The 12943-nt window shown below is 66.1% G+C and carries 11 protein-coding genes; 9 read left to right on the forward strand and 2 right to left on the reverse strand.

From position 1 onward, the window contains the following. Window positions 1-167: 167 nt before the first annotated feature. From ABQZ00_RS03470 to ABQZ00_RS03480, 3 genes are all read left to right on the forward strand, one after another. The gene (locus ABQZ00_RS03470; RefSeq protein WP_323537589.1) at window positions 168-1769 is read left to right on the forward strand and encodes a SulP family inorganic anion transporter; all 1602 of its coding nucleotides are present in this window, start codon (window positions 168-170) and stop codon (window positions 1767-1769) included. Further along, window positions 1766-2935 (forward strand): lysozyme inhibitor LprI family protein, encoded by a 1170-nt coding sequence (locus ABQZ00_RS03475; protein WP_323537588.1) that lies wholly within the window; start codon window positions 1766-1768, stop codon window positions 2933-2935. The genes ABQZ00_RS03470 and ABQZ00_RS03475 overlap by 4 nt, the downstream gene beginning before the upstream one ends. Before the next feature lie 256 nt (window positions 2936-3191). Beyond that, window positions 3192-4007, forward strand: coding sequence for a DUF3014 domain-containing protein (locus ABQZ00_RS03480; protein ID WP_323537587.1), 816 nt, complete (start codon window positions 3192-3194; stop codon window positions 4005-4007). A gap of 209 nt (window positions 4008-4216) precedes the next feature. Here ABQZ00_RS03480 and ABQZ00_RS03485 read toward each other — a convergent pair whose 3' ends face one another. Together ABQZ00_RS03485 and ABQZ00_RS03490 are read right to left on the reverse strand one after the other, a co-directional pair. Continuing rightward, complete coding sequence (locus ABQZ00_RS03485; protein WP_323537586.1) at window positions 4217-4924, reverse strand: glutathione S-transferase; 708 nt, start codon at window positions 4922-4924, stop codon at window positions 4217-4219. A gap of 47 nt (window positions 4925-4971) precedes the next feature. Beyond that, window positions 4972-5280 (reverse strand): GIY-YIG nuclease family protein, encoded by a 309-nt coding sequence (locus ABQZ00_RS03490; RefSeq protein WP_323537906.1) that lies wholly within the window; start codon window positions 5278-5280, stop codon window positions 4972-4974. Between the two features lie 270 nt (window positions 5281-5550). Between ABQZ00_RS03490 and ABQZ00_RS03495 the strand changes: the two genes are divergently transcribed. The 6 genes from ABQZ00_RS03495 to ABQZ00_RS03520 all read left to right on the forward strand — a co-directional run bounded on the left by ABQZ00_RS03495 (window position 5551) and on the right by ABQZ00_RS03520 (window position 12910). Beyond that, entirely contained in the window at window positions 5551-7806 is a 2256-nt protein-coding gene (locus tag ABQZ00_RS03495; protein ID WP_323537585.1) for a TonB-dependent receptor, read from the forward strand. Window positions 7807-7873: 67 nt separating this feature from the next. Next, window positions 7874-9202 carry an LLM class flavin-dependent oxidoreductase gene (locus ABQZ00_RS03500; protein WP_323537584.1) on the forward strand — a complete coding sequence of 443 codons (1329 nt, stop codon included), beginning with the start codon at window positions 7874-7876 and terminating at the stop codon, window positions 9200-9202. A 16-nt stretch (window positions 9203-9218) separates the two neighbouring features. After that, window positions 9219-10259, forward strand: coding sequence for an L-glyceraldehyde 3-phosphate reductase (mgrA, locus tag ABQZ00_RS03505; protein WP_323537583.1), 1041 nt, complete (start codon window positions 9219-9221; stop codon window positions 10257-10259). A gap of 11 nt (window positions 10260-10270) precedes the next feature. Next, window positions 10271-11239, forward strand: a complete 969-nt coding sequence (locus tag ABQZ00_RS03510) for an aliphatic sulfonate ABC transporter substrate-binding protein (RefSeq protein WP_503064236.1) — start codon at window positions 10271-10273, stop codon at window positions 11237-11239. 46 nt (window positions 11240-11285) lie between these two features. Continuing rightward, window positions 11286-12080, forward strand: a complete 795-nt coding sequence (ssuC, locus tag ABQZ00_RS03515) for an aliphatic sulfonate ABC transporter permease SsuC (RefSeq protein ID WP_323537582.1) — start codon at window positions 11286-11288, stop codon at window positions 12078-12080. After that, window positions 12077-12910: an ATP-binding cassette domain-containing protein gene (locus tag ABQZ00_RS03520; protein WP_323537581.1), complete on the forward strand. Its 834-nt coding sequence runs from the start codon at window positions 12077-12079 to the stop codon at window positions 12908-12910. The genes ssuC and ABQZ00_RS03520 overlap by 4 nt, the downstream gene beginning before the upstream one ends. The last annotated feature ends 33 nt before the right edge of the window (window positions 12911-12943 follow it).

Raw genomic sequence — 12943 nt, forward strand, 5'->3', positions numbered from 1 at the left:
GCGCGCTGCCGTGTCGCGTCTCGCCGTGCTGCATCGGCATGCGTAGGCGCTTGCCGATGGCCGTGTTCCCCCCATCCCATGCGCGCCAACACCCCGTCCCACCGGTCCGCTGTCACCGGTGCCGGGCAGCGGCTACCATCGCCTGTCCCCACGTCTTGCAGACCTCCATGTCCGCTCCCTCTTCGCGTCCTGCGGCCTCGCCGCGCTGGTTCGTCGCCGGCGACCTCAACGGCTTCTTCGGCCTGGTCGTCGACAACCTCTCCATTCTTGGCTTCATCTCGGCGGCGCTGATCGGGATATTTCAGTTCCCGGCTGAGGTGGTGTTCGGGCGCATGTTTCCCGGCACTGCATTCGGTGTGTTGGTGGGCAACCTGCTCTACACCTTGATGGCGCGGCGGCTGGCCGCACGCACCGGGCGCGACGACGTCACCGCGATGCCGCTGGGCCTGGATGCGCCCACCAGCATCGGCATGGCGTTGCTGGTGCTGGGCCCGGCGTTTGCCGGCTTCAAGGCGCAAGGGCTGGATCCGCAGGCGGCGGCAATCGCCACCTGGAAACTGGGCATGGCCGCACTGGTGGTGATGGGCCTGCTCAAGCTGGTGCTGTCGTTTGTTGGCGAGGCGGTGACGCGTGCGCTGCCGCGCGCAGCCTTGCTCGGGTCGATCGCCGGCATCGCGCTGGTGCTGATGGGCCTGTTGCCGTTGCTGGAGACGCTGCGTTCGCCGGTGGCCGGCTTCGTCACCCTGGGGCTGCTGCTGTACGTGTTGCTGGCCAAGGGCCGCCTGCCGACCAAACTGCCGGGCGTGCTGGTGGCGTTCGTGATCGGCACGGCGCTGTATTACGGGCTGGGACTGGCGGGCCTGGGTGCGCCGGGCTTTGCGGTGCCTGCGTGGACCGCGCCGCAGATCGTGCTGCCGCTGCCGAATCTGGGCTTTATCGAAGGGCTGCCGGCGACGGTGACCTACCTGCCGTTGCTGCTGCCGTTTGGCCTGTTGATGGTGGTGGGCGGCATCAATGTCAGCGAAAGCGCGCGCGCGGCCGGCGACGACTACCGCACCCGCGACATCCTGCTGGTGGAGGCGCTGGCCACATTGGTGGCCGGCGTGTGCGGCGGCGTGGCACAGACCACGCCGTACATCGGCCAGCCTGCGTATAAAAACATGGGCGCGCGCATCGGCTATACCTTGCTCACCGGCCTGTTTGTCGGCATCGGCGGAATGCTCGGGGTGATCAGCGGGCTGGTGCAATGGCTGCCGCTGGCGGTACTGGCACCGATCATCGTGTACGTGTCCATCGACATCACCACACAGGCGTTTCAGGCCACGCCCAGGCACCACGCCGGCGCGATGGTGCTGGGGTTTCTACCGTCAGTGGCGTACCTGCTGACCATCAAGGCACCGGGCTGGATCGCGCCGGAGCAACTGGTGGCGTTGACCACGAAGGTGGATGGCCACGGCCTGCCGGAGCTGGCGGTAATCTTCGCGCTGGGCAATGGGTTCATCATCACTGCGATGCTGTGGATCGCCACGGTGGCGGCGATGATCGATGGACGGCTGCGCCGCGCTGCGGTGTTTCTGCTGGTCGCTGCGGGCTTGACGCTGTTCGGACTGATCCATTCGGTGGACCCACGTGGCGGCATCTATCTGCCCTGGTCGCTGCAGGGCCTGGCCCGGGCGATCAGCTGGCAATTTGTCGGCGCCTACGTCGCGCTGTCGGTGACTTTGCTGTTGCTGTCGCTGCTGCCGGCACGCAAGGAGGCAGTGCAATGAAGCATCACGCGCGTGTCGGTCGACTGCTGCTTGGCGGCGCGCTGGTGCTCAGCGCCAGCACTACGTGGGCGGCCTCGTTCGACTGCAAACAGGCCAGTACGCCGGTAGAAAAACGTATCTGCGCGGTGCCTGCACTCAGTCTGCTCGACGATCAACTGGACGAGAGCTACCAGGCGCTGATGCAAACGACGCCGCGCGCTGCGGTGGCCGGTGTGCGCGAGCAACAGCGCGCCTGGCTGCGGCAGCGCAACGCCTGCGCGCAGGACGCCAAGCCGGACGGCTGCCTGCAGCGTAGCCTCAGCGCCAGAGCCGATGTGCTGGCCAAAGCGCTCACCGCGCAGCAACAGGCGCTGGACCGCATCATCGCCAGCATCCCCGGCAATCCTGCCGAGGCCGCGCGGCAGTTGCAGGCCTACGATGCGCCGTTGGCTTCGGCATGGCTGGCATATCTGCATCAGTTCGTCCCCGCCGCCGGTGTGGACGCCGCGTTGGCGAACGCGCGCTTTGAGAGTGCGCGCAAGGCCCTGCGCAAGATCGATGATTTTGCGGCGTCGTTGCTGGATGACGCTGCCGGCACGCCGGCAACGCCACAGCCCGAACGCGTGCTCACGCTGCTGCGCATGTGGATCGAGCAAGACGGCAGCGGAAATCGGCCCTATGTGCACTGCTTCATTTTCGCGGCGGTGGGTGAGCCTGCGTACGAGGCATTCGGGCCGCTGTATGGCTCCACGCGCGACTCGTTTGCCCCGGTGTGCGAGCCGCCGGGTGGTTTGTTTGCGCTGGCCAGCTGGAAGCAACTGGACGACGGGTTTGATTCCTTGATCGAAGCCTTGAGCAAGGACGCCGGCACCATCCGCTATGCCAGTTACGCCGAGTGGGGCGTGATTGCGCTGCGCGCATCGGTGTCGCCGCTGTTGTACCTGCAACCGGCCTTGCGCAAGCGCTATGGCGATGATCCGGACCAAGCCATTGCTGCCTGGGACGGCAATGACAGCGAGTGGCCGGCCGCAGACCGCAAGGCGGTGCGGGCGTTGTTGCCCAAGGTGCGCGCGGATACCGCGGCGTGGCTGGTGCGCGAAAAAAAGCTGCCTGCAAAACAGGCCGATCAGGCTGCCGCCGCGATCGTGGCGGCCTGGGTGAATGCGCGCTTGGACTTCGCCAACTGAGCGCGGTTTGGCGTACGTAGCGCTTCGTTTTTTGCGTCAGCGCTGCGTCGTGTGTGGTTTGAGCCGGATCTGCGGCGGGCGCGTGGTTGCCTGATGCCCGCGCGCCGATCAGGCGCTTGCTGCCTCGCGTGCGTGACGCTGTCTTGCCTCGGCATGTGCCCGCGCGGTCGATGAATGCGCTGCGGCCCCACATCGATGGAACCACCGCACCATCTCATGGTCACACCCTGATGTTGTCGATGTCAGGAGTTCCATGATGCAAACCAAGTCCTCGCGCTGGCCGTGGCTGTTGGCGGTGCCGCTCATTGCCGGCGCCGCCTGGTGGCTGTTCCGCGGGCCGTCCGATCCATCTGGTGCGATGCCCGCGCCCATCAGCCAGACCGCGAGCGCGGTGGCTGCCGCCGTCGCACCGTCGCCGCCTGCACCCGCCGCGCCGCGCCACCCGGTGCAGACGCCATCGGCCGATGCCGCAGATGCGGCGATTCCGGCATTGGCGCAGAGCGACGCTGCCGCATGGCAAGCGCTGTTGGACCTGGTGCAGCAGGACGACGCGCTGTCGATCGTGCTGCGCGGGCATCTGATCGAACGCGTGGTGGTGATGGTCGACAACCTCACCCAGCCCAGCATCAGCCGTCGCGCCTCGGTGCTGCAGCCGGTGCCGGGCGAACTGCAGATCGCCAGCGCAGCCGATCGCAGCGTGATCGACCAGGCCAACGCAGCACGCTATGCGCCCTATGTTGCCGCGTTTACCAGCGTGGATGCGCAGGCGCTGGTGCGGAGTTATGTGCGCTTCTATCCATTGTTTCAGCAGGCCTATGCCAACCTGGGCGCGCCGGACCGTTACTTCAACGACCGCGTGATCGATGTGATCGATCATCTGCTGCGCACGCCGGAGCCGCGCCAGCCAATTGCGGTCGTGCGCGATGCGCGTGGCCGCTATCTCTTTGCGGATCCCGCGCTGGAATCTGCGTCGGTCGGGCAGAAGGCACTGCTGCGGCTGGGGCCAACCCAGGCTGCCGCAGTGAAGGTGCAGTTGCAGGCCATTCGCACAGTGTTGTTGCAGGGACGTTGAGGTTGGCGGTTCGGCTGCGTCGAAATCAAAAGCCGCATCTGTGCGGCCTTGCATCGGCGATATCTGGGGCGCGTGCCGGTGCCCAATGACGCGGGCAAGTCGCGGTAGCACCTAACGCGCAGCAGAAGCGACTTGCGCGCGTCAGCCATGCATTGACCGAAATTGAAGCTGACCGGCACACGCGCGCTGTGTGATGCCGGGGGCATCGCCTATGCCGCGTCCAGTTCCGGATAGTGGCGGAAGATGCCGTTGGTGTTGAACGCCACGCGGCGCTCGGATGCGAGATACGCGGCAATGCGCGGGCGCTCGGCCACGCACTGCTGCAGGGCCTTCAGCCCCGGCAACGTCTTCGACAACGTCGCCATGCGCTTGGGGAACATGTACTCCAGGCCGCTGACCAGCTGAAACAGCGATAGATCCACGTACGAATGGGTGCCAAGCACATGCGTGCCGCCTGCCTGTTGCAGCACTTGCTCGAAGTAGCCGAGGAACTTGGGTAGCCGGTTGTCGCGTAGATCCTTGGCACGTTTTTCCGCTTCGGCTTGTTGATCTTCGTAGTACAGCCCGACGCCGATGGGGTGATGGGTGTCGTGCACTTCGGCCACCAAGTCGGCAATCGTCATCTGTAACTGCAATGCCTGCAGGCGCCGCGCCTCTGACTCTGGGACCAGCTGCAATTGCGGGCCGATGGCATGCAGGATGGCTGCCACCTGCGAAACCACCACCTCGCCCGCACGCAGAAACGGCGGTGCGAATGGGTATGCACCAGCGTGCTTGCCTTCCAGGAAGTCGGTCATGACCTCGTCGCCGTCGATGCGTGCTACGTCGGTGTAGCTGGCGCCGGCATCTTCCAATGCCAGGCGGACGAATTCGCCGCGGCCTTGCAGGCCGGTCCAGTAATAGAGCTGATAGTGCATGCGCTGCTCCGGTATCGGATTGGCGCTGCAGCGTAGTGAGCGGACGGCTAGGCGGGCGTGATCGGGGTGTCAGCGGGGTGTGACCCTGCGCTGCATGGCGGCTGCGCCAGCAGCCAGGCCAGCTTGCGCGCGCGCGGTTGGCGTTTGATTGCGCACTCCGCACGCGAGGCACTGGCGCGGTCGGGGTAGGGGTGGCTGGCGAGGATCTGCAGTGGTGGATTGGCCCGCGTGTAGCGCGCACCGGTGCCACGCACATGCGCCTGGAAGCGCCGCTGCAGATCGTTGGTGATCCCGGCGTAATAGCTGCCGTTGCGACATTGCAGCAAGTAGAGAAACCAGGGTTTGGGCGCGTCCATCTGCGCATTATCGCCGTGGATGCCGCACTTGTGCAGCGCGCTGTCGCAAGGTCGCATCGCCGGCCCGTGCAGGCGAGACCGCGCATGAGTGAATAACCACCTAAACATTGGTTATTTGACGCTCATGGCGCTGGCAAACAGCATGCCGTATCGCCATTGGCGGTCGAGGCGGCTTCGTGGCCAACGCGCGGTTGCACAGCGTGCAACCCACCCGAATCGCCGCGACACCACCCTCCACATCGATCGCTCCAGTCCACACGAAGGACCTCCATGCCTGTGCAACACCGGATCCCTGCGGGGATCGCTCCTGCTTCGAGGTTGTTGGGAACACCGCAGTTGCTGGCGTGGAGTCTTGCAGTGGCATGCGCACCGACGCTGGCCAACGCGTCGAGCGAAGCCACACCAGCGCCGGAGAGCGCGGCACAGACGTTGGGCGCGGTGACGGTGACCGCCACCCGCCGCGAAACGACCTTGCAGCAGGTGCCGGTGGCGGTGTCGGTGGTGCAGGGCCAGACCCTGGAGCGCGAGAACCGCAACAGCGTGGCCGACCTGCCGGCGCTGGTGCCCAGCCTGACCTTTCGCACCGGCGCATCCAACAAGGACACCTCGTTGTTCCTGCGTGGCGTGGGCACCATTTCCACCTCGCCGGGCGTGGAGCCCAGCGTGGCTACGGTAATCGATGGCGTGGTGCTGGGCCGCCCGGGACAGGCCACATTGGACCTGCTCGATGTCGAACGCATCGAAGTGCTGCGTGGGCCGCAGGGCACCTTGTTCGGCAAGAACGCCTCGGCCGGCGTGCTCAATATCGTCAGCAAGCCGGCGCCGGAGGTGTTTGGCGGCTATGTAGATTACTCCCACTTCGGTGGCGGCGACGAAGACCGCGTGCGTGCCAGCATCGGCGGTGCGCTGGTGCCGGAGGTGCTCAAGGCCAGCGTGTCGGCGGTGTGGGCCGAGTACGGCGGCAACGTGCGCAATGTGGCCGACGGGCAGACCGTCAATGGCTACCGGCGCGCCGGCGCACGCGTGCGGCTGGACCTCACGCCAAGCCCGGACTTCAGCGCGACCTTGCTTGCCGATTACCTGAAATCGCATAGCGATGCGCCCAGCGGTGTTGTCGTTGCCAGCACACGCGCCGACTTTGCCGCTGCGCTTGCGCCGGTGCGTGGCAGTACCGAAAACCGCCAGATCAACAGCGATTACCCCACCTTTCTGGACGACATCAACAAGGGCGCGTCGCTGCAACTGGACCGGCATATCGGCGAGGTGGTGCTGACCTCGATCAGCGCATGGCGGCAATGGGATAACACGCAGTTCCAGGACGGCGACCGCACTGCACAGCGCAGTGCGGCGTTTCCGGCATCGCACGATCGCGGCGAGCTGGGTTACACGCAGTATTCGCAGGAATTGCGCGTGCAGACCCCGCGCGACCGTGCAGTGGAAGCGGTGGCCGGGCTGTACTACCTGCACGCCCGTAGCGACGAAACCTACCGCCGCAGCATGACCACACCCACCGCCAGCAATGTGGGTGTGGCCGATTACGATACCCGCGCGCAGACCTATGCGTTGTTCGGCGAGGCTACCTGGCATTGGCGCCCGGACCTGCGCGCCTTGCTGGGCGCGCGCGTGACCCGCGACACGCTCGAGTATCAGCATCAGCGCGTGTCCAGCGCGGCAACAGCGGTCACCGGGATTCAGCCGTCCACGGCCAGCGCCGGCAGCACCTCCGAAAATGGCGTGTCCGGGCGCGCCGGCCTGCAGTACGACATTAACGAGCAGACCACTGGCTACCTCACCTATTCGCGTGGCTACAAGGGCCCGGCCTACAACGTGTTCTTCAACATGCAGCCGCGCGACACGCCGGCGCTGAAGCCGGAGACGTCCAACGCCTGGGAGTTGGGGTTGAAGACGCGCGCGCTGGACGACCGGCTCAGTGCAAATGTGGCGTTGTTCCACACCGACTATGCCGATTATCAGGCCAACTTCTTCGACACCGTGGCCGGGCAGGTGGTCACGCGGTTGATCAATGCCGGGCAGGTGCGCACGCAAGGCCTGGAGCTGGATCTGGACTACCGGCCTACCGAGCGGCTCAGCCTGGCCGCATCGCTGGCGTATACGCAGGCGCGCATCCAGCGCTTTGCGTGCCCGGCGGCAGCGGCGGCCAACTGCAATGTCGACGGCAAACCGCTGCCGTTTTCGCCGGACTGGAAGGGCAATCTGCGTGCCGGCTACCGCGTGCCGCTGCGTGGCAGCCTGGCCGTGGAGTTCAACGGCGATGTGAGCTGGCAGGACAGCGTGCAGTACGACCTCAGCCAGACCGCGCAAACCCTGCAGGGCCCGTATGCGATCTGGAACGCCAGCATTGCGCTGGCTGACGACGCGCATGGCTGGCGGGTGGCGGTGCTGGGCCGCAACCTGGGCGATCGCACGTATGCGCCGCTGTTGGCCAATGCCACCGGCAATGTCTACCGGCTGGTCCCGCGCGACGATCGGCGCTACGTCGGCGTGCAAGTGCACAAGGATTTTTGAGGATGCAATCGATGGGTTTACACAGTGAGATCAAGCACGCGCAGTGCGTCCTGCTGGGTGGTCGGCGATGAGCGCGCCACGGCAGCTGTCGCTGGGTGCCTTCCTGATGGCGACCGGCCACCACGTCGCGGCCTGGCGGCACCCGCAGGCGAGCGCAGAGACGCTGGATTTTGCGCAGTACCGCGAGATGGTGCGCATCGCCGAGGCCGCCAAGTTCGATGCGGTGTTCGTGGCCGACAGCCTGGCCGCAGCCGGCGGGCCGATCGCACCGCGGATGGCGCGTTCCAGCCTATTTGAGCCGCTCACGCTGCTCAGCGCATTGGCCACGGTAAGCGAGCGCATCGGCCTGATCGCCACCATGACCACCAGTTATAACGAGCCCTATCACGTGGCGCGCAAGTTCGCTTCGCTGGACCATCTGTCAGGCGGACGCGCCGGGTGGAATCTGGTTACCTCCGACGCTGCCGATGAGGCGCTCAACTTCAATCGCGATGCGCATTACGTGCATGCGGAGCGCTATGCGCGGGCGCGCGAATTTCAGCAGGTGGTCGCCGGCCTGTGGGACAGCTGGGACGATGACGCGTTCATTGCCGACAAGGCGGCCGGCCTGCATCACGACCCGACGCGTGCGCATGTGCTCGATCATCGTGGCACGCACTTTCAGGTGCGCGGGCCGCTCAACATCGCGCGCGCGCCGCAAGGGCATCCGGTGCTGGTGCAGGCCGGTTCGTCCGAGCCCGGGCGCGCGCTGGCGGCAGAAACCGCCGAGGTGGTGTTCACCGCGCAATCGTCGCTGGCCAAGGCACAGGCGTTCTATGCGGATATCAAAGGGCGGCTGGAACAGTTTGGCCGCACGCGCGATGCATTGAAGGTGCTGCCGGGCGTGTTCATCGTGGTGGGGCAGAGCCAGGCCGAAGCACAGGAAAAATTCCAGCAATTCCAGGAGCTGGTGGAGCCTGAGGTGGGCATCGCGCTGCTGTCGCGCATGCTGGGCAACTTCGATCTGTCCGGCTATCCGCCGGACGGCCCGTTGCCGGAATTGCCGCTCACCGAAACCGGCCAGCGCAGCCGCCAGCAGTTGTTCACCGAACTGGCCGGGCAGGAGCAGTTGAGCATTGCCCAGCTCGGTCGGCGTATCGCCGGTGGGCGCGGGCATTACAGCCTGATCGGCACGCCAACGCAGATTGCCGACGAGTTGCAGGCGTGGTTCGAGCAAGGCGCAGCCGATGGCTTCAACGTATTGGTGCCGCACCTGCCCGGTGGCCTGGCCGATGTGGCCACGCACGTGGTACCGGAGCTGCAACGACGTGGGTTGTTCCGGCGTGAATATGCAGGGCGCACCTTGCGCGATCATCTGGGGCTGACACGCCCCGTCAATCGCTTCAGCGCCCGCTGATCTACCGGACACACCCATGACCTATCTCGCACATCCCGATCGTTACGACCGCATCGCCTACCGCCGTGTCGGCCGCAGCGGCCTTGTCTTGCCCGCATTGTCGCTGGGGCTGTGGCACAACTTCGGCGACAGCACGCCGATCGACACCCAGCGGCAGCTACTGCGCACCGCCTTCGATCTGGGCATCACCCATTTCGATCTGGCCAACAACTATGGCCCGCCGTATGGCAGCGCGGAGCGCAACTTCGGCCGTTTGCTGCGCGAAGACTTCAAGCCGTACCGTGATGAATTGATCCTCTCCACCAAGGCCGGCTGGGACATGTGGCCCGGCCCCTACGGGCAGGGCGGCAGTTCGCGCAAGTATCTGCTGTCCAGCCTGGATCAGAGCCTGCAACGGCTGGGCGTGGACTATGTGGACATCTTCTATTCGCACCGTTTCGATGCGGACACGCCGCTGGAAGAAACCGCCGGCGCACTGGCCAGCGCGGTGCAACAAGGCAAGGCGCTGTACGTGGGCGTGTCGTCGTATTCGGCGGCGCGCACGCGCGAGATCGCCGTATTGCTGCGCGAGTGGAAGGTGCCGTTGCTGATCCATCAACCGGCCTACAACCTGTTCAACCGGTGGCTTGAGCACGAGCTGCTGGATGCCACCGCAGACATCGGTGCCGGGGTGATTGCATTCACGCCGCTGGCGCAAGGTCTGCTCACCGGTAAGTACCTCGATGGCGTGCCGGCCGATGCGCGCGTCAATCGCCCCGGTGGGCAATCGCTGCGGCCGGAGCATCTGTCCGACGACAACCTGCAACGCGCACGTGGATTGAATGCCATTGCGCAAAAGCGCGGACAAAGCCTTGCGCAGCTGGCACTGGCCTGGGTGCTGCGCGATGCGCGCGTGAGTTCGGCATTGTTGGGTGCCAGCCGGCCGGAGCAATTGATCGAAAACGTCGCGGCATTGCAGAACCTGAACTTCAGCGCGGAAGAGTTGGCCGAGATCGATCGCTTTGCGGTCGAGGGCGGCATCAACCTGTGGGAAAAACCGTCAACCGATTGGCAATGAGGAGAGCGTCGATGCGCATGCGTGTGGCCTGGGCCGTGATGTTGTTGATAAGTGCCGCGTGGTTGCCGTGCGCGTCTGCGGCCGACCCTGCACAGCTGCGTATCGGCTATCAAAAAGCGGTGTCGAGCCTGGTACTGGCCAAACAGCACCGTCTGCTGGAGCAGCGCTTCCCGCGCACCAACATTACCTGGGTGGAATTTCCAGCGGGGCCGCAATTGCTGGAAGCCTTGAACGTGGGCAGCGTCGATCTGGGCGGGGCCGGCGATATTCCGCCGTTGTTCGCGCAAGCAGCCGGTGCCGATCTGTTGTACGTGGGCTGGGTGCCGCCGACGCCGAAGGCCGAAACCATTCTGGTGCCGGCCAAGAGCACGCTGCGGCGCATGGCCGATCTCAAGGGCAAGCGGGTTGCGTTTCAAAAAGGATCCAGCGCGCATAACCTGCTGCTGCGGTTGTTGGCCAAGTCCGGCTTGAGCCTGCGCGATATCACTCCGCTGTATCTGTCGCCGGCCAATGCGCGTGCCGCGTTTGCGGCCGGGCAGGTGGATGCCTGGGCGATCTGGGACCCGTGGTATTCGGCGTTGACGCTGGATGGCAGTGCGCGCCTGCTCGCCAATGGCGAAGGGTTGGGGTTGACCGGCGGGTTCTTTCTGTCGTCGCGCCGCTATGCCACGGCATGGGGCCCGTTCGTGCAGCAGGTGATGGGCACGCTCAATCAGGCCGATGGCCTGCTGGAACGCGACCGCGCCGGCAGTATCAAGGTGCTGGCGCAGGTGAGTGGGCTGTCGCCTGCGGTGGTGGAGCGCACCTTGGCGCACCGCCCGCCGGCCAGCGTGCAACCGCTCAGCGCCGAGGTCATCAAGGCGCAGCAGGCCACCGCCGACCTGTTCTATGCGCAGCGGCTATTGCCCAAGCGCGTGCTGGTGGCACCGGCGGTGTGGCGCGCGCCGGCCACGGTTGCCGCGCAAGCGGCAGGCAAGTGATGCGCACGGCTGCATCGCTGCACACCGGCAACGCGAAGGCGATGCAATGAGCGCTCGCGCATGGCGCTGGGGCAACCGGCTGCTGCCGTGGGTGTTGCCATTGACGGTGCTGGCGGCATGGCAGGGCGCCGCATCGGTTGGCTGGCTGCCGCAGCGCATCCTGCCGGCGCCGGACGCAGTGCTGCGTGCGGCGGCCACGCTCGTGCAAAGCGGCGAGCTGTGGCAGCACCTGGCAATCAGCAGTTGGCGCGCCGCCGTGGGCCTGGCCATCGGCGGCAGCCTTGGCCTTGCGCTGGGCTTGTTGACCGGTGTGTCGCGCGTGGCCGAGCGCCTGCTCGACAGCAGCCTGCAGATGCTGCGCAACGTGCCGCATCTGGCGCTGATTCCGCTGGTGATCCTGTGGTTTGGCATCGATGAGGGCGCCAAGTTGTTTCTGGTGGCGCTGGGTACCTTCTTCCCGATCTATCTCAATACCTATCACGGCATCCGCAGCGTGGACCCGGCGTTGATCGAGATGGCACGCAACTACGGCTTGCGCGGGCCGCAATTGTTTATCGATGTGCTGCTGCCCGGCGCGCTGCCGTCGATTCTGGTGGGACTGCGCTTTGCATTGGGGCTGATGTGGCTGACCTTGATCGTGGCCGAAACCATCTCCGCCAGCTCCGGCATTGGCTACCTGGCAACCAATGCGCGCGAGTTCCTGCAGACCGACATCGTGGTGGTGGCGATCGTGCTGTATGCGCTGCTTGGCAAGCTGGCCGATCTGGCCGCACGCGGGCTCGAGGCCTGGTGGCTGGGCTGGCACCAGGCGCAACAACGGCGCGCGCAGGTGGCGCGATGACGGCGGCAGGCAATGGCTTGCCGCTGAGCCTGCGCGGCATCGGCAAGCGCTATGGCAGCAGCGATGTGTTGCGCGGCATCGATCTGGAGATTGCAGCGGGCAGTTGTGTGGCGGTGGTCGGCCGTAGTGGTTGCGGCAAGAGCACGCTGCTGCGCGTGATCGCCGGTCTGGAGCGCGCCGATGCCGGTCGCGTGGACAGTGGTGATGCACCTTTGGCGCGTCGGCGCGATGCGGTGCGGTTGATGTTTCAGGATGCGCGGCTGCTGCCCTGGAAGCGGGTGATCGATAACGTGGCGCTCGGCCTGGGTCGCGCGGGGCGCGCACAGGCACAGGCGGCACTGGATGCGGTGGGGCTGGGCACGCGCGGCGGCGACTGGCCGGCGGCGTTGTCCGGTGGGCAGCGGCAACGCGTGGCGCTGGCGCGCGCATTGGTGCATCGGCCGCGGTTGTTGCTGCTGGACGAGCCGCTGGGCGCGCTGGATGCGTTGACGCGGATCGAGATGCAGCAGCTGATCGTGCAGCTGTGGCGGCAGTACGGCTTCACCGTGGTGCTGGTGACTCATGACGTGGCCGAAGCCAGCGCGCTGGCCGACCGCATCGTGGTGATCGAGCAGGGCCAGGTCGGCCTGGATGTGGCCGTGCCGGTGGCACACCCGCGCGCGCCTGGCTTGCCCGCACTTGCCGCGATCCAGGCGCAGGTGCTGTCGCGTCTGCTGGGTGCCGCGCAGGCAGGTGCGGCGGCAACTCCCGCGCAGGGCGATGCGGGGCAGGGCATCGCTGGCGGTGGCAGCGCTTTGCATGCGGCAGTGCCGTTGCGACGGATCGTCTAGCAATCGTCCGTTGGTCGGCCCCGTGGCCGATGC

This window comes from Xanthomonas sp. WHRI 10204 (genome assembly GCF_040202875.1).
Taxonomy (GTDB): domain Bacteria; phylum Pseudomonadota; class Gammaproteobacteria; order Xanthomonadales; family Xanthomonadaceae; genus Xanthomonas.